At 61.9% G+C, this 16,304-nt stretch carries 17 protein-coding genes; 1 reads left to right on the top strand and 16 read right to left on the bottom strand.

Features of this window, described 5'->3' with window-relative positions; translation table 11 throughout:
* Positions 1 to 57: 57 nt before the first annotated feature.
* From tolB to aspS, 10 genes are all read right to left on the bottom strand, one after another.
* Positions 58 to 1,386, bottom strand: coding sequence for a Tol-Pal system beta propeller repeat protein TolB (gene tolB / locus C8D92_RS04575; RefSeq protein WP_095609975.1), 1,329 nt, complete (start codon positions 1,384 to 1,386; stop codon positions 58 to 60).
* Positions 1,383 to 2,333, bottom strand: a complete 951-nt coding sequence (tolA, locus tag C8D92_RS04580; protein WP_243402358.1) for a cell envelope integrity protein TolA — start codon at positions 2,331 to 2,333, stop codon at positions 1,383 to 1,385. The genes tolB and tolA overlap by 4 nt, the downstream gene beginning before the upstream one ends.
* Positions 2,330 to 2,773 (bottom strand): protein TolR, encoded by a 444-nt coding sequence (gene tolR, locus C8D92_RS04585; RefSeq protein ID WP_095609976.1) that lies wholly within the window; start codon positions 2,771 to 2,773, stop codon positions 2,330 to 2,332. The genes tolA and tolR overlap by 4 nt, the downstream gene beginning before the upstream one ends.
* A 17-nt stretch (positions 2,774 to 2,790) precedes the next feature.
* Entirely contained in the window at positions 2,791 to 3,483 is a 693-nt protein-coding gene (tolQ, locus tag C8D92_RS04590; protein WP_095609977.1) for a protein TolQ, read from the bottom strand.
* 22 nt (positions 3,484 to 3,505) lie between these two features.
* Complete coding sequence (locus tag C8D92_RS04595) at positions 3,506 to 3,958, bottom strand: YbgC/FadM family acyl-CoA thioesterase (RefSeq protein ID WP_095609978.1); 453 nt, start codon at positions 3,956 to 3,958, stop codon at positions 3,506 to 3,508.
* Positions 3,955 to 4,977 (bottom strand): Holliday junction branch migration DNA helicase RuvB, encoded by a 1,023-nt coding sequence (gene ruvB, locus C8D92_RS04600; protein WP_095609979.1) that lies wholly within the window; start codon positions 4,975 to 4,977, stop codon positions 3,955 to 3,957. Before ruvB ends, C8D92_RS04595 begins: the two co-directional genes overlap by 4 nt.
* Positions 4,978 to 5,060: 83 nt before the next feature.
* Positions 5,061 to 5,678, bottom strand: coding sequence for a Holliday junction branch migration protein RuvA (gene ruvA / locus C8D92_RS04605; protein WP_095609980.1), 618 nt, complete (start codon positions 5,676 to 5,678; stop codon positions 5,061 to 5,063).
* A gap of 14 nt (positions 5,679 to 5,692) precedes the next feature.
* On the bottom strand, positions 5,693 to 6,214 hold the full coding sequence (gene ruvC, locus C8D92_RS04610; RefSeq protein WP_095609981.1) for a crossover junction endodeoxyribonuclease RuvC: 522 nt from the start codon (positions 6,212 to 6,214) through the stop codon (positions 5,693 to 5,695).
* Positions 6,215 to 6,221: 7 nt separating this feature from the next.
* A complete protein-coding gene (locus C8D92_RS04615) occupies positions 6,222 to 6,971 on the bottom strand; it encodes a YebC/PmpR family DNA-binding transcriptional regulator (RefSeq protein WP_095609982.1) in 750 nt (249 codons plus the stop codon).
* 49 nt (positions 6,972 to 7,020) lie between these two features.
* Complete coding sequence (gene aspS, locus C8D92_RS04620; RefSeq protein ID WP_116918547.1) at positions 7,021 to 8,826, bottom strand: aspartate--tRNA ligase; 1,806 nt, start codon at positions 8,824 to 8,826, stop codon at positions 7,021 to 7,023.
* Between the two features lie 171 nt (positions 8,827 to 8,997).
* Here aspS and fabR point away from each other — a divergent pair, with 171 nt between their 5' ends.
* A complete protein-coding gene (gene fabR / locus C8D92_RS04625; RefSeq protein ID WP_116918548.1) occupies positions 8,998 to 9,627 on the top strand; it encodes an HTH-type transcriptional repressor FabR in 630 nt (209 codons plus the stop codon).
* Between the two features lie 3 nt (positions 9,628 to 9,630).
* Here the strand turns inward: fabR and C8D92_RS04630 are convergent, their stop codons facing one another.
* The 6 genes from C8D92_RS04630 to guaB all read right to left on the bottom strand — a co-directional run bounded on the left by C8D92_RS04630 (position 9,631) and on the right by guaB (position 16,140).
* Positions 9,631 to 10,071, bottom strand: a complete 441-nt coding sequence (locus C8D92_RS04630; RefSeq protein ID WP_116918549.1) for an HIT domain-containing protein — start codon at positions 10,069 to 10,071, stop codon at positions 9,631 to 9,633.
* Entirely contained in the window at positions 10,071 to 11,417 is a 1,347-nt protein-coding gene (locus C8D92_RS04635) for a UDP-glucose dehydrogenase family protein (RefSeq protein ID WP_116918550.1), read from the bottom strand. The genes C8D92_RS04630 and C8D92_RS04635 overlap by 1 nt, the downstream gene beginning before the upstream one ends.
* Before the next feature lie 24 nt (positions 11,418 to 11,441).
* Complete coding sequence (gene galE, locus C8D92_RS04640) at positions 11,442 to 12,425, bottom strand: UDP-glucose 4-epimerase GalE (protein WP_116918551.1); 984 nt, start codon at positions 12,423 to 12,425, stop codon at positions 11,442 to 11,444.
* 35 nt (positions 12,426 to 12,460) lie between these two features.
* On the bottom strand, positions 12,461 to 12,970 hold the full coding sequence (tadA, locus tag C8D92_RS04645; RefSeq protein ID WP_095609988.1) for a tRNA adenosine(34) deaminase TadA: 510 nt from the start codon (positions 12,968 to 12,970) through the stop codon (positions 12,461 to 12,463).
* Between the two features lie 12 nt (positions 12,971 to 12,982).
* Complete coding sequence (guaA, locus tag C8D92_RS04650) at positions 12,983 to 14,560, bottom strand: glutamine-hydrolyzing GMP synthase (protein ID WP_095609989.1); 1,578 nt, start codon at positions 14,558 to 14,560, stop codon at positions 12,983 to 12,985.
* Positions 14,561 to 14,676: 116 nt separating this feature from the next.
* Positions 14,677 to 16,140, bottom strand: coding sequence for an IMP dehydrogenase (guaB, locus tag C8D92_RS04655; protein ID WP_116918552.1), 1,464 nt, complete (start codon positions 16,138 to 16,140; stop codon positions 14,677 to 14,679).
* Between the last annotated feature and the right edge of the window lie 164 nt (positions 16,141 to 16,304).

Consider the following 16,304-nt stretch of genomic DNA (forward strand, 5'->3'; position numbering starts at 1 on the left):
TTCTCCTTTATTGAATGTCAGTGTCTTTCAGGGCTCTGTCCGTATCAACTGGTTGTATCAGGAATTTCCGGTCCACGGCGACCAGGCCGGGTCCCTGACCTCGCCAAACCGCGCCGGCAGGGTATACGTGGATTCGCCGTCGGCCGTTACAACGGCCAGGACGCCTTCGTCGTCTTTCTGCGTGGCATAGATCAGAAGACGACCGTTGGGCGCCAGGCTTGGCGACTCATCGGAGCCGGTGCGGGTCAGCACAACCTCCTCGCGATTATTCAGGTTCAGGCGCGCAATCGAAAACTGCCCCTCACGCTGATGGACGTAAAAGACGTAGTCGCCATCCGGACCAAGCCGTGGGCGAGCATTGTAACGGCTGCCAAACGTCAGACGCTGGGGCTCACCGCCGTCGGCGTCCATACGATAGATCTGCGGACCTCCGGAGCGATCCGATGTGAACACGAAAGAGCTCCCGGCGCTCGACCAGCTTGGTTCGGTGTCGATCGCCCAGTGGTTCGTCATGCGGGTCAATCGCCGACTGGCAATGTCCATTTTGTACACTTCCGCGTTGCCATCCCGGGACAGCGTCAGCAACAGGGCATCCCCATCCGGCGACCAGGCCGGGGCGGAATTCAGCCCCGGAAAGCTGGAGATTTTCTCCCGTTGACCGGACGCCAGCTCATGAATGTAAACCGCCGGGCGCCCGGTCTCAAACGAGACGTAAGCCAGCTTGCGCCCATCCGGTGACCAGGCCGGCGACAGGATCGGTTCGTCGCTTTTGAGCCGGACGCGCGAGCGCTGCCCATCCACATCACTGACATGAAGGCGGTAAACCGGCTCACCCTGCTCCTGCTCCAGCGTGACGTACGCCAGACGGGTGGAAAACACACCCCGGTTGCCAGTGATGGTCTGGTACACCCGATCACTGATGTGGTGCGCCAGCGTCCGGAGATTATCCCGGGCGACCGTTGCCGTCTCCCCCAGCAGCCGTTCCTGGCGGTTCACATCATAAAGCTCGAAGCGAGCGGACACCCGCTCTCCTTGACCAACGGGACTGAGCTCCCCTACCAGAACGTACTTCTGACCGAGCAGACGCCAGTCGCGGAAAAAAATGTCCTTACCACGTGAGGGCAGGCTGAGCATCTTGTCCACGGACAAAGGACTGAATTCGCCAGTCATGCTCAGGTCACTCCGCACGATGGAAGCGACGTTCTCCTGAAACGAGAGGTTGCCGGTTTCACCGAATGGCACCACGGCCACCGGAATCGCATCCTCCGCGCCTTCGGTAATGCGGATGACCAGTTCCGCCCGTACCGGGGCGGACATCGCCGCGACCAGGAACAACAACGTGGCGAGGCGAGCAAACAATGGCAGTCGGGAGATGGTTTTCATCATTGAAACTCTTCCGGATCGAATTCAATCGAAAAGGTTCGGAAATAACGCTCGAACGTATCACGGCTGTCCGGGACCGGGAAGCGCTCGAGACCGCGCACGGCGCTCAGTGCCGAATTATCGAAGGCCTGGCTGCCGCTGCTTTCGGTGATGCGCACGGAAGAAAGCTCGCCGGTCGGCAAAAGCTCAATCTCCAGTATCGCGGTCAAATCTTCCCGGGCGGAGGACGGGATGTACCAGTTCTGCGACAGCCTCTGGCGAATCAGTGCCCGGTATTTCTCACTCTCCGACAGCATTCGCTGCTCCTGCTGGCGTGCCGCCGCTGCTTCATTCTGACGTTGTTTCTCCGCCTCTTTCCGGGCTTCCCGGGCCTCTTCGGCCATCGCTTCGAGCCGCTGCTCCCGTCGCTGGCGCTCGGCTTCCCGTTCCTGGCGGCGTTGCTCTTCCTGGCGGCGTTTTTCGGCCGCCTCAGCCTCCTTTCGGGCCTGCTCTTTTTCGCGCTGGCGTTTTGCCTCCGCCTCGCGCCGGGCTTTTTCCCGTGCCTTTTCTTCCGCCTCGCGCTTGGCCTTGGCCGCTTCTTCCTCCGCAACCGACTGTGACTGAGGCTCGGGTTCTGGCTCCGGCTCTGGTGTCGGTTCAGGTTCAGGCTCTGGCTCCGGTTCGGGCTCTGGCTCCGGTTCGGGCTCTGGCTCCGGTTCAGGCGGCGGCGCGGGGGCCGGCTCCGGAGCGGGTTCGGGCGCTGGCGCCGGCTCAGGTGCCCGCAGCTCATCCGGCGTCACCAACGACGCCTGAATGCTGCGCGGTGTCGGCTCCGGAGGCGGCTCTGACCAGCTCCAGCCCACGAGCGCCAACAACGCAATGCTCCCGTGAAGTACGGCAGAGATGGTCAGCGGGCCGGTCCAGGCGGGCCGATTGGCAGGCGGACGACGGTCGCGGATTTCCTCGCTCACGGCTTGTCCGGGTCCTCCGTGATCAGTCCGACGCCGGTGGCTCCGGCATCCTGTAACCGCGCCATCAACCGCACCACCACGCCGTAGTTCACGTTTTCGTCACCCCGAACGAGAACGTTCCCGTCGGACCGCCCGGAGAGCACTTTGGAGACACGTTCCTGCACGTCCGCAAGGGACATCGGCTCACTGCTGTCATCACCGACATCCACGTAATAGGCTCCGTTGGCGTCTACCGACACAACCAGTGGCTCCACGTTCTTGTCTGCGGTCACTGGGTCGGCGGCCGTCTCTGGCAGATCCACGTTCACCCCCTGGGTCAGCATCGGCGCAGTGACCATGAAGATCACCAGCAGCACCAGCATCACGTCGATATAGGGCACCACGTTGATCTCCGACATGGGCCCCTTGCGATTGCTGTCCGATATGCGTACGCCTTTCATCACTGACTCTCCCGGCCTCAGGCCGCCCGTGTCGATTCACTGGCGTGAACCCGCCGGTGCAGGATGCTAGAGAACTCCTCGGCAAAGGTCTCGTAATTCTTGATCAGCGCCTCGGACCGGGCCGCGAAACGGTTATACGCCACCACCGCCGGAATCGCCGCAAACAGACCCATTGCCGTGGCGATCAAGGCCTCCGAGATGCCGGGGGCAACCGTGGCCAGCGTCGCCTGCTGGACCTGGGCGAGACCGCGGAAGGAGTTCATGATGCCCCAGACAGTCCCGAACAGACCGATGTACGGGCTTGTGGAGCCAACGGTCGCCAGGAACGGCAGATGCGCTTCAAGTGACTCCTGCTCCCGGGAGAGCGCCACCCGCATGGCTCGCTGGGTGCCGTCCATAACGGCATCCGGATCACGGCTCTGCTGGCGCAGCCTCGAGAATTCCCGGAAGCCCGCTCGGAACACCGACTCCATACCGCTGTGGGGCGTTGGCTGGTTGGTGACGTCTTTATAGAGCTGGCCCAGGTCCATCCCGGACCAGAACTGCTCTTCAAAGTCGAGCTGGGCCCGGCGGGCTTTTTTGAAGACCTGCAGGCGCTGGAAAATCAGGGCCCACGACACCACCGACGCCGCAACGAGCAGCAGCATGACGAACTGCACCAGCAACGTCGCTTCGGCAATCAGACTCCAGATTGACAGCTGTGACTCCATGGGTACTCCTATACCAGCAAACTCAGCCCGTTGACCGGGCACTTTCATGCGACTCCGTGTTCCGCGACGCCGCGTCCACGACGGCTTTCATGGTTTCCGGCAACGGTCTGGGACGCCCCGAATCGAGCGCCACACAGGCCACACGGACATCCGCCTCCGCCAGAACCTGGCTATCCCGCTCCCGAACCACCCGTTGGCGAAAGCCCATCCACACCCGACCGCGCCCCGTCAGTTCCGCTGTCGCGACCAACTCATCGTCCAGAAATCCGGGCGCCGCGTAATGAATGTTCATTTTCTGGACCACGTAACTGATGTTGTCCGACAGCCCTTCACGCAGCGCCACACCCTGACTGCGGACCCACTCTGTCCGGGCCCGCTCCATGTAATGGAGGTACTTGGCGTGAAAAACGATACCGCCGGCGTCCGTATCCTCGATATAGACCCGGATTGGCCACTGGAACACCTCATCGCTCATCCATTGCCTCCTTCGGAGGCGGGCGGAGTCACACCAAAGTGAAGATAGGCATGGGATGTCACCATTCGCCCACGCGGGGTGCGGACCATGTAGCCTTGCTGGATGAGGAAGGGCTCCAGCACATCCTCAATTGTGCCACGCTCCTCGCTGATGGCCGCCGATAGGCTTTCAACGCCCACCGGGCCACCGTCGAATTTCTCGATCATTGCCAACAGCAGGCGGCGGTCCATGTGGTCGAAGCCCTGCTGGTCCACCTTGAGCATGTTCAGGGCGCGGTCGGCGACGGATTCGGTAATCACCCCGTCGGATTTGACCTCCGCGTAGTCCCGAACGCGACGTAGCAGACGATTGGCAATCCGCGGCGTCCCCCGCGACCGACGGGCAATTTCAAGGGCCCCGCCGGACTCCACGTTGACGTCCATCAGTGTGGCAGAGCGCTGGATAATGCGGGTTAGATCGGTGGTGTCGTAAAACTCCAGCCGCTGCACAATGCCAAATCGATCCCGCAGTGGCGCGGTCAGCAGCCCCGCTCGTGTCGTCGCTCCGACCAGTGTAAAGGGCGGCAGATCCAGCTTGATGGAACGGGCCGCTGGCCCTTCACCGATCATGATATCGAGCTGGTAATCCTCCATCGCCGGGTAGAGCACTTCCTCGACGGCGGCGTTGAGACGGTGAATCTCATCAATGAACAGGACATCCCCCTGCTCCAGATTCGTCAGCATGGCCGCCAGATCGCCGGCCTTTTCAAGAACGGGGCCTGAGGTGGTCTTGATCGCCACGCCCATTTCATTGGCGATGATATTGGCCAGTGTGGTCTTACCCAGGCCGGGCGGGCCAAAAATCAGGGTGTGGTCCAGAGCCTCGCTCCGGCGACGGGCCGCCGGGATGAAAATCTCCATCTGCTCCCGAACGGAGGGCTGACCGACGTACTCATTCAGCAGCGTGGGCCGAATGGCGTGGTCCTGTCGTTCTTCACCGTCGCTGTGTTCCGCGGAGATCAGGCGATCCGATTCGATCATGCGATTCCTGTTCTGACGTTGTTTCGCCGCCGACATTTTACAATGCCGTCAGCCGCTGTCACGTTACGCGCCGGCAATCCGGGTCACGCCATCATGTTCCGCAACGCCAGACGGATCAACTCCTGGGAGGTGTGGCCTTCGCCATCCACCTGGCTGAGCGCTTTGGCCGCTTCCTGCGGACGATAGCCAAGCGCGATCAGGGCCGCTTCCGCTTCCTCGCCGGGGCGCTCGCCCTGGGACACGGGCTGCTCCGGGCGCACCGCTTCCAGTGATACCTGGGCGTCGCCTGTGCCTTCCAGTGACCCCAGCTTGTCTCCCATTTCCATCACCAGCCGTTCGGCGGTTTTCTTCCCAACGCCGGGAATCTTGACCAGCGCGCTGGCGTCCTTGTTGTCGACGCACTGCACAAACTGCCGGGCGTCCAGACCGGAGAGAATGGTGAGCGCCAGTTTGGGGCCAACCCCGTTCACACGGATGAGCAACCGGAACAGATCCCGATCCAGGCGCGAGGCGAACCCGAACAGGTTATGGGCATCCTCGCGAACGGCAAAATGGGTATGCAGGGTCACCGCCTGCCCGGTCTCTGGAAGATGAAAGAAGGTCGTGTAGGGAATGTCCACTTCGTAACCCAAGCCGCCGCAATCCACCAGAGCCTGGCCAGGTGTTTTCTCAATCAGTTCGCCGCAGATACGACCGATCATGCTGTTTTTCTCCTTCAGGACCGAATGCGCCCCTGGCGGACACGGTCCCCACCGGGTACGCGGGCCATGCTCTCGCTCATGTGGGCGTGACACAGGGCAATGCCGAGGGCGTCGGCAGCGTCGGACTGGGGGCGTTTGCGCAGTTTCAGCAGGCTTTGCACCATGTGCTGGACCTGGGTTTTATCGGCCCCGCCATTGCCGACCACCGCCTGCTTGACCTGACGGGCGGAATACTCGTGAACGACCAGCCCGCTATTGGCGGCGGCCACCATGGCCACACCCCGGGCCTGGCCCAGTTTCAGGGCGGAATCCGGATTGCGTGCCATGAATACCTGTTCGATGGCGAACTCCGTGGGCCGGTACTCGCCAATCAACGTGGCCAGACCCTGGTAGATGACCTGCAGGCGTTCCGCCATCGGACGATCACCGACACGGATACAGCCACTGTCCAGATATTCAATGCGGCGCCCCTCGCGACGCAGGACCCCATAGCCCGTGACCCGGGAGCCAGGGTCCACGCCGAGAATGATGCTCACGTGCGCCTCACGCGCTGACCTCGTCCATCACCTCCGCCGGAATGTCGGCGTTGGTGTAGACATTCTGAACGTCGTCCAGATCTTCGAGCATGTCGATCAGCTTGAGGATCGTGCCGGCCTGATCGCTGTCCAGCGTCACGTAGCTGGCCGGCACCTGGGTCACTTCGGCATTGTCGGGCGTCAGGCCAGCCCTCACCAGTGACTGCTTGACGTCCAGAAACTGGTCCGGTGTGGTGACGATTTCAAACGAACCGTCGTCCTGCTCGGCTACGTCCTCGGCCCCGGCCTCCAGGGCCGCTTCCATCAACGTTTCCTCCTGATGGTCCGGACCATAGGAAATAATGCCCTGTTTGGTGAACAGGAAGGCTACCGAGCCGTCGGTGCCGAGGTTGCCACCCATTTTATTGAAGCAATACCGGACGTCTGCCACCGTCCGGTTCTTGTTGTCGGTCATGGCCTCAACGAACATCGCCACGCCAAACGGGCCATACCCCTCGTAGGTCAGTTCGTCGTAGTTGTCACCCTCACCACCACCAGCACCGCGCTCAATCGCACGGTCGACCGTGTCCTTCTTCATGTTGGCGGTGTAGGCCTTGTCCATGACCGCCCGGAGGCGCGGATTGTCTTCCGGATGCGGCCCACCCTCGCGGGCCGCAACGGTCAGTTCACGAATCAGTTTCGTGAAGATCTTACCCTTCTTCGCATCCTGTGCCGCTTTGCGGTGCTTGATGTTGGACCACTTACTGTGTCCTGCCATGCCTTACTCCACTCTGCTGTCACGGATGGGACGGCATCACCGCCGATCCCTACGCCTGATCGCTACCCTTCGAATCGTCGCTTTCGACCTTCTGGGCCGGCTTGCGGCGACGGATGTGCAGCTCCTTGAGCTGTTGGTCGTCCACATCACCGGGCGCCTGCGTCATCAGGCAGGTCGCGCTCTGGGTTTTCGGGAACGCGATCACGTCACGGATGGAGCTGCTGTCGGTCATGAGCATGACCAGCCGGTCCAGGCCAAAGGCGAGACCGCCATGGGGCGGACACCCGTACTTCAGGGCGTCCAGCAGGAAGCCGAACTTGCCGCGCGCCTCTTCCTCGCCGATGCCAAGCACGCGGAAGACGGCTTGCTGCATGTCTTCATTGTGGATACGAATGGAGCCACCACCGAGCTCGGTACCGTTGAGCACCATGTCATAGGCCCGGGACAGTGCGGTTCCCGGCGACTCGGCCAGTTCATCGGCACTGCACGCCGGTGCCGTGAACGGGTGATGGATCGGCGTCAGCGCCCCTGCGCTGTCTTCCTCGAACATCGGGAAGTCCACAACCCACAGCGGTGCCCACTCGCTGGTCAGCATGTCGAGATCGTGCCCCAGGCGCACGCGCAGGGCACCCAGCGCCTCGTTCACGACCGACGCCTTGTCGGCACCGAAGAACACGATGTCACCGTCGTCCGCCCCGACTCGCTCAATGATGGCGTTGGCCACATCATCGCCCAGGAACTTGATGATGGGTGACTGCAGCCCATCGACGCCCTGACTCAGGTCATTGACCTTGATGTAGGCGAGGCCTTTCGCCCCGTAAATGCCAACGAATTTCGTGTACTCGTCGATCTGCTTGCGGGTCAGCTCACCGCCGGCCGGTACACGCAGCGCGGCGACCCGGCCTTTGGGGTCGTTGGCCGGCCCGGAGAAGACCTTGAAGTCCACGCCCGACACGAGATCCTCGACATCAATGAGCTCCAGCGGAATCCGCAGGTCCGGCTTGTCCGAACCGTAGCGGCGCATCGCCTCGGCGTAGCTCATGCGCGGAAACTCCGGCAGGCGGACCTCGAGCAGATCATTGAACAGGTCGCGGATCATCGACTCGGTGATGCCCATCAGATCGTTCTCGTCGACGAACGAGGCCTCCAGGTCGATTTGGGTGAACTCCGGCTGTCGGTCGGCCCGCAGGTCCTCGTCGCGGAAACACTTGGCGATCTGGTAGTAGCGATCCACGCCGGACACCATGAGCAGCTGCTTGAACAGTTGCGGCGACTGCGGCAGTGCAAAGAACTGGCCGTCGTGCGTCCGGCTGGGCACGAGGTAATCCCGGGCGCCTTCCGGCGTCGCGCGGGTCAGGATGGGCGTTTCCACGTCCATGAACTCATGCCGGTCCAGGAAGTTGCGGATGTATGTGGTGATCCGGGAACGGGTGCGCAGCCGGTCAATCATCTCCGGGCGACGCAGGTCCACATAACGGTAGCGCAGGCGCACGTCCTCACCCACGTCCTTATGTTCGTCCAGCGGGAACGGCGGCGTGGCGGCCGCATTGAGGATGTCCAGCGACTGACAGAGCACTTCTACCTGACCGGTGGGCATGTTGTCGTTCTCGGTCCCGGCCGGCCGGCGACGGACCCGACCGGTCATCCGAATCACGAACTCACTGCGGATCTGCTCAGCCCGCTCGAAGCTCTCCGGGGTATCGGGATCGACGACCACCTGCGCGAGGCCATCCCGGTCACGAAGATCGAGGAAGATCACGCCACCGTGGTCGCGACGTCGGTGAACCCAGCCGCACAGGGTCACGTCCTGATCAATGTGTGATTCGTTGATTGCACCGCAATAGTGACTGCGCATTACCGTTCCTGTTTGTCTGATGTGATCTTGAAACCGGCCATTATAACCACATCGGCACGCAAAATCAGGCAGCGGGATGTGATCGGGAACCCGCGCCGCGAAAGATGACGCCAGCGCACTCGGGAGGTAACATGGCGAACCGATTCAACACCAGCGTCGGGAGTCCTGTGAGTGTCCGCACGAGCCGAACAGAAATTGAGAACCCGCCGCGCCCTGATGGACGCGGCCCTGCGCCAGCTCAGCGCCGACCGGGGGTTTGGCAGCCTCAGTCTGCGGGAAGTCGCTCGCGAGGCCGGCATTGCTCCGACCTCCTTCTACCGCCATTTCGCGGAACTCGATGAGCTGGGGCTGGCACTGGTCGATGAAGGCGGCGTTGCGCTACGCCAGCTTATGCGCCAGGCCCGCAAACGCATTGCCCGCAACGGCAGCGTCATCAACACGTCCGTTGATACCTTCATGGAATATCTGGGGGACAACGCCAACCTGTTCCGGCTGATGCTGCGGGAGAAAACCGGCGTCTCGAAGTCCTTCCGGACCGCCATCCATGCCGAGATCGATCATTTCGTCACAGAGCTGGCAGACGACCTGCACCGCTTTGGTGAAGAGGAAAACAAGCCACTGGCGGACTCAAGGATGGTGGCCGAAGCCATGGTGACGCTGGTGTTCAACCAGGGCGCTGACGCGCTTGATGCGACCCGTCAGGAGAAAGAGGCCCTGAGCCATCGGCTCAAGCTGGAGCTGCGTATGGTTCTGGTGGGAGCGCAATCGCTGGCGCGCCGCGGCGGCGCCTCCAGGCGATAAATGTCACGCTCCGGTGCCGCCCGCCTGTTCAAAACAGTCGATCACGGGCCGGAGGCGTTCTTTCACGGTCGCCAGCGTCTGCTCATCGTAGGCCAACGGCGGATGCACGCCCCAGATCGGCCCCGGCCAGGCCGGGTCTTCCTCAAACCGAACGACGTGATGGAGGTGGAGCTGCGGCACCTGATTACCCAGCGCCGCCACATTCAGCTTGTCCCCACCGAATTCCGCCAAGAGCGCCCGCCCAATGGCACTGGACTCGTTCAGTAACTGGTGCTGGTCGCCCTCGGTAAGCTCATGAATCTCTCGAACATCCAGGCACTTAGGAACCAGTAACAGCCAGGGGTACTGCTGGTCGTCCATCAGCCGCAGTAGACTCAGACGGCTCTCCGCCAACGGCCAGGTGTCGGCCGCCAGCCGCTCGTGCAGTGCGAATTCACCCGCCATTATTCCGCCACCGAGAATTGGTTACATCCCCGGCCAATGGCGTAATACGTCAGCCCGTGACGGGTCACCATCTCCGGCGCGTAAATGTTGCGCCCGTCGAACACCACCGGCGAGGCCAGAGCGGCGGCCACCTGGGCAAAGTCCGGCGAACGGAACTCCTTCCACTCGGTGCAGACCACCAGAGCATCGGCGCCTTTCAGGGCCTGCTCCTTGGTGCCGCATAACTGCAACCCGGCCTCATCCCCGTACAGTCGCTGGGTTTCCTCCATGGCTTCCGGGTCGAAGGCCTGGACGCGCGCACCGGCCTGCCAGAGCTGCTCCATGAGCGTGCGGGACGGCGCCTCGCGCATATCATCCGTATTGGGCTTGAAGGACAGCCCCCAAAGCGCAACCGTCCTGCCGGACAGCTCGCCCCGGAAATAGTGGCTGACCTTGTCGAACAGCACATGCTTCTGGGCCTCGTTGACCTTTTCCACCGCGTTCAGCAGATTGGCCGGATAATCGCAGTCGCGCGCCGTCCGGGCCAGTGCCTTGACGTCTTTCGGGAAGCAGGAGCCACCGTAACCACAGCCGGGGTAGATGAAGTGGTAACCGATCCGCGGGTCGGAGCCGATGCCCCGACGGACATCCTCCACGTCGGCGCCAAGGCGCTCCGCCAGGTTCGACACCTCATTCATGAAGCTGATTTTGGTGGCCAGCATCGCGTTGGCCGCGTACTTGGTCAGCTCCGCCGAGCGGATGTCCATGAAAATGGTCCGGTCGTGACTGCGGTTGAACGGGTAGTAGACTTCCCGCAACAGCGCCCGGGGGCGTTCGCTGTCGGTGCCGATGATGATCCGGTCCGGCTTCATGAAGTCGGCCACCGCCGCGCCCTCTTTCAGGAACTCCGGATTCGACACCACATCGAATGGCAGCTCAACGCCCCGGTGGTCCAGTTCGGACTGTACGGCCGCCTTCACTTTGTCGCCAGTTCCGACCGGCACCGTGGACTTGTCGATCACCACCTTGTAATCACTCATGTGACGCCCGATCGTCCGCGCGACGGACACAACGTACTGAAGATCCGCCGAGCCGTCTTCATCCGGCGGTGTCCCCACGGCGATGAACTGAATTTCCCCATGGTTCACCGCTTCCTCAGTGTCCGTGGAAAACGTCAGCCGACCGGCCTCGGTGGTGTGCTGGATGATGGTTTCGAGCCCCGGCTCGTAAATGGGAACGATGCCATCACGCAGCTTGTCGACCTTCTCCTGATCCACATCCATGCAGAGCACGTGATGACCGACATCCGCCAGACAGGCGCCTGTGACAAGGCCGACATACCCGGTGCCAAAAATGGAAATCTTCATAACGTTGTGCGTTCCTTCAGAGGATTATTGCTTGTTGCGTTGCCAGCACTCTTCCCAGGCCAGCGCCGTGCGAACGATCGTGGTCAGATCATCATGATCCGGCTCCCACCCCAGAACCTGCCGGATGCGCCGGTTGTCCGCCATCAGTGCTTCCGGATCCCCGGCACGCCGATCGGTTGTCTCCACGGGAAAGTCCACACCGGACACCCGCTTGACCTCATCGATCACCTCACGGACCGTAAAGCCCCGGCCATAGCCGCAATTGAGCACCTGCGACTCGCCGCCGGCGGCCATATGGTCCAGCGCCATCACGTGAGCTTTCGCGAGATCCTCCACGTGGATATAGTCCCGGACGCAGGTGCCATCCCGAGTCCCGTAGTCGGTCCCGAAGATTTTCATGCCGTCACGGGCTCCGGTCGCGCATTCACAGGCAACCTTGATCAGATGCGTCGCCTCGGGCGTTGCCTGTCCCAGGGACGCATCGGTACTGGCACCGGCCACATTGAAATAACGCAGGACGACGTAACGCAGATCCGACGCCGCGGACAGGTCCATCATCATCCGCTCACTCATCATCTTGGACGCGCCGTAGGGGTTGATCGGCGCCAGCGGCAACTCTTCGGTCAACGTGGTCTGATCGGGCATGCCATACACGGCCGCCGTGGACGAAAACACCATATGGCGGACATCGTGGCGGTCAATGGCCCGTAACAGGTTCAGCGTATTGCGGGTGTTGTTACTGTAATATTTCAGCGGGTCGGCCACCGACTCCGGCACGATGATGTGCGCCGCAAAATGCAGCACGGCCTCAATACCACGCCCCTCGAAAACCTGGTCAAGCGCCGACTCATCCGCCAGGTCACCGACCACGAGTTCGGCGTCGCCCACCGCCCAGCGATAGCCGGTGGACAGGTTATCAAACACGGTGACATCGTGCCCGGCCGCGACCAGTTGCCGCACGACATGACTGCCAATATAACCGGCTCCGCCGGTCACCAGTACGTTCATGGCTTTTCCTTCCCTGCTCCGCGTTGGCGTTCGAGCTACCGGGACGTGCGCCTCGCCTCCCGACGGCTCGCAAAAAACTGCGTCATCCTTGAGCGACAGCGCGACTCCAGAATGCCACCGGTGACGGCCACCTCCCAGTTCAGACTTTCCCGCTCAAGCAACCGATCCGCCGACGACACGGCCCCGGCCTTGGGTTCCGGCGCGCCGTAGACCAGCCGCGATATTCTGGCATGAACCAGTGCACCCGCACACATGGTGCAGGGCTCGATCGTAACGTACAGCGTCGCACCGCTGAGGCGGTAGTTACCAGTGCGCGCCGCCGCATCGCGCAGTGCACGGACCTCAGCATGCGCGGTCGGATCGCATCCGCTGATCGGAGCATTGAACGCCGCGCCGATCTCACGACCATCGGCGACGACAACGGCACCGACAGGCACCTCATCCTGCGACGCCGCCTGATCCGCCAGCGACAGTGCCCGGCTCATCCAGTGCTCGTCCGTACGCAGCAGATGACTGACACTCTCACTGCCCTTCCATTCGGCCATGGACACCGGGCACTACTCCCATTCGATTGTCGCGGGCGGCTTGGAGGAAATGTCGTAAGTCACCCGGGACACGCCCGTGATTTCGTTGATGATCCGGCTGGAGACGGTTTCCAGCAGCTCATAGGGCAAGCGGGCCCAGCGGGCCGTCATAAAGTCTACGGTCTCAACCGCCCGGACCGCGACCACATACTCATAGCGACGCGAATCACCCACAACGCCCACCGACTTGACCGGGAGAAACACGGCGAAAGCCTGGCTGACCTTGTGGTACCAGTCGGCCCGATGCAATTCCTCCAGGAAGATGGCGTCCGCCCGGCGCAGGATGTCCGCATACTCCTTGCGGACTTCGCCAAGAATCCGCACACCCAGACCCGGCCCCGGGAAGGGGTGGCGATAGAGCATGTCGTAAGGCAGCCCCAGCTCAAGACCAATCCGGCGCACCTCATCCTTAAACAGTTCGCGCAGCGGCTCGACCAACTTGAGCTTCATCTTCTCGGGCAGGCCGCCCACATTGTGATGGGATTTGATGACGTGCGCCTTACCGGTCTTGGACGCGGCCGATTCAATCACATCCGGGTAGATCGTGCCCTGGGCGAGCCAGTTGACGTCAGTAATCTCCGCCGCCTGCGCATCGAACACCTCAATGAAGGTGTTGCCGATGATCCGGCGTTTGTCTTCCGGATCTTCGACGCCTTCCAGGCGGGAGAGAAACAGATCCTCTGAGTCGGCACGGATCACCCGAACGCCCATACTGCGGGAAAACATGTCCATCACCTGGTCGCCCTCGTGCAGGCGCAGAAGGCCATTGTCCACGAACACGCAGGTGAGCTGATCGCCAATGGCCCGGTGCAGCAGTGCAGCGGTGACGGAGGAGTCCACGCCACCGGACAGCCCCAGAAGCACCTTCTCATCACCAACCTGCTCGCGAATGCGGGCAACGGCGTCCTCGACGATCTGGGCCGGCGTCCACCAGGCCTCGCATTCACAGATATCAAGCACGAAATGCTCCAGAATGCGGCGCCCCTGCAACGTGTGCGTCACCTCCGGATGGAACTGCACGCCGTACAGATGACGGCTGGTGTCCTGCATGGCAGCGATCGGCGCACTCTCGGTTGACGCCAGCAGCTCGAAGCCTTCCGGCATCTTCACCACCTTGTCGCCATGACTCATCCAGACGTCCAGCAGTGAGACCCCCTGATCCGTCAGATGATCCGTGATGCCCTGAAGCAGTTTCCCGGACGCACGGACCTTGACCTGGGCATAGCCGAATTCCCGTGTCTCCGAGGAGGCAACGCGACCACCAAGCTGTTCGGCCATCGTCTGCATGCCATAACAGATCCCCAACACCGGAACACCACGATCAAACAGCCCCTCGGGCGCCCGCGGCCCGCCGAGCTTGGTCACCGACTCCGGTCCACCGGCCAGAATGATGCCCCGCGGCTGGTATTCATCCAGCTCGTCGGCGGAAATATCGTAGGGGCGGACTTCGCAGTAAACACCGATCTCCCGGACGCGACGGGCGATCAACTGCGTGTACTGGGAGCCGAAATCGAGAATCAGAATGCGATGATCGTGGATGTCTTGAGCCATGAATGCCTCTACGCTGAAAACAGAAACGGGGCAGAGAGCGCCCCCCTGCCCCGGTTATTCAGAAAGGACTGACGGCGCGTCGCGAGATCACTCCTGCACTCCACGCCGCGCAATCGTCAGCCAACCCGGTAGTTCGGTGCTTCCTTGGTGATGGTCACGTCGTGAACATGACTCTCACGCATACCAGCACTGGTGATCCGGGCGAACTGGGGCCGTGTCCGCATATCTTCCATGGTTTCACAGCCGGTATAGCCCATGGAAGCGCGCACACCGCCCATCAGCTGGTGGACAATGGCCCGCATCGGACCCTTGCAGGCGACACGGCCTTCGATGCCCTCCGGCACCAGCTTGTCCACACCTTCGCTGGCATCCTGGAAGTAGCGATCGCTGGAGCCCTGCCCCATCGCGCCAATGGAACCCATGCCCCGGTAGGCCTTGTAGCTCCGGCCCTGGAACAGCTCCACTTCGCCCGGCGCCTCGTCGGTGCCCGCCAGAAGGCTGCCGGCCATGACGCTGTAGGCGCCGGCGGCCAGCGCTTTGGCCAGATCACCGGAGAACCGCACACCACCGTCCGCAATCAGGGGCACGCCACGATCTTTCAGGGCGGCCGCGACGTTGGAAACAGCTGTAATCTGCGGAACACCGATACCAGCCACGACGCGCGTTGTGCAGATCGACCCCGGACCGATGCCCACTTTGACCGCATCCGCACCGGCGTCCACCAGCGCGATGGCGGCATCGGCGGTGGCAATATTGCCGCCAATGACCTGAATATCGGGGTAATGCTCCTTGGCCCACCGAACCCGCTCAATCACCCCGACGGAGTGACCGTGCGCGGTGTCGATAACCACCACGTCGACGCCGGCTTTCACGAGCGCTTCAATCCGCGCTTCGGTGTCACCGCCCGTGCCAACGGCCGCGCCGACACGAAGCCGACCCTGCTCATCCTTGCAGGCCAGCGGGTAGTCCTTGGCTTTCTGGATGTCTTTGACGGTGATCAGACCCCGAAGCTGAAAGTCATCGTTCACCACCAGCACTTTCTCGATCCGGTGTCGGTGCAGCAGATCCTTAACCTCGTCGAGACTGGCGCTTTCCGGTGCTGTGACCAGTTTCTCGCGGGGGGTCATGATGTCGGAAACCCGCGTGTCCAGACGGCTTTCGAAACGAATGTCACGGCCGGTCACAATTCCCACCAGATCGTCCCCGTCGACAACCGGCAGACCGGAGATACTGTTGGCATCGGTGATTCCAATCAGTTCGCTCACAGTGGTATGGGGCGATACCGTGATGGGGTCCTTGACGACGCCACTCTCATACTTCTTCACTTTGCGAACAGCGGCCGCCTGCTGCTCCACCGTCATGTTCTTGTGGACAATACCAATGCCGCCTTCCTGGGCCATGGCGATTGCCAGATCAGAACCAGTCACCGAATCCATAGCGGCCGATACAAGGGGGATATTCAGCTTGATATCGCGTGTCAGGCGGGTTTCAAGGTTGACGTCCTTGGGCATGACCTCGGAGTATCCGGGGATCAACAGCACGTCATCAAAGGTAAGGGCTTCTTCAGCAATTCGCAGCATGGAACCTGCCTTTTCACAACCGGATTGACATGAGTGCGGGTTAATCGACGTATTATAATGATCCAGGCCCTCTCAGTAAACTCCGGATATCAGCGACTGAAAAGCCATCTTATTGAAATTCTGGCCGTTTCCCGGCACCCTGTTTCTTTTCGGAAAGCCCGTAT

Source organism: Tamilnaduibacter salinus (genome assembly GCF_003096655.1).
In the GTDB taxonomy this organism is placed as follows: domain Bacteria; phylum Pseudomonadota; class Gammaproteobacteria; order Pseudomonadales; family Oleiphilaceae; genus Tamilnaduibacter; species Tamilnaduibacter salinus.